1 pseudogene is annotated in these 730 nt (G+C 61.6%); it reads right to left on the bottom strand.

The window, feature by feature from the left end:
• Positions 1-669: pseudogene (locus RND78_RS27840) on the bottom strand (IS5 family transposase); the annotation flags it as partial.
• Between the last annotated feature and the right edge of the window lie 61 nt (positions 670-730).

Below are 730 nucleotides of genomic sequence, written 5' to 3'. Positions count from 1 at the left end.
CCGGCTTGGGTTTGCGTTTCAGGGTTCGTGTTCGCAGCGGGATCACAGGCCGCATCCGGTAACGGTCACAGTACCGGCGCAAGTGCTTGGCATCGTAGCCCTTGTCTGCCAGTCACCAGCGGCAGCGCTTGCGGGGACGGCCTGGCTTGCCAGGGAGGCGAACTTTATCCAGCAGTGCCTGGGCATTGGACATGTCGCTGGCCTGACCCGGCGATAACACAAAGCGTAGGGGGCGCCGTTGGTGGCGCAAACCAGGTGGATCTTGGTGGTCAGGCCGCCTCTGCTGCGCCCAGCGCATGGTCTACCGGCTCTTCTGGCCCCTTTTTTCCCGGCGCCAGAAGCGGCTCGGGTAGCGCGCACGGCAGTGGAGTCAATCATCCAGGTGTCCAGGTCAATCAGCCCTTCCTGATTCAGACGAACATGTAAGCGCTCGAGAACCCAATCCAACGTACCCTCATCTCGCCAGTCTCGAAACCGCTGATACACCGTCGACCAGGGGCCGAACCGCCCTGGCAGGTCGCGCCAGGCGGGGCCTGAACACAGGATCCAGAAGAGGCCATTGAGCATGAGTCGGTCATTACTGCGTGGCCGCCCCCTCTTCAGCTCGGGCGAAACGATATCTGCGATCAGCTCCCACCCTTCGCCCGGTAGTTCGTAACGCTTTGCCATGCGGCCCTCCAGCCTGTCATGGCGCCAATTCTACTCGCTCGGATTTTTCGTACAGAACCTA

This window comes from Pseudomonas oryzihabitans (genome assembly GCF_032027545.1).
Taxonomy (GTDB): domain Bacteria; phylum Pseudomonadota; class Gammaproteobacteria; order Pseudomonadales; family Pseudomonadaceae; genus Chryseomonas; species Chryseomonas oryzihabitans_F.
The sequence above is the reverse complement of the archived record's forward strand: the minus strand, read 5'-3'. Positions and strand labels throughout refer to the sequence as shown.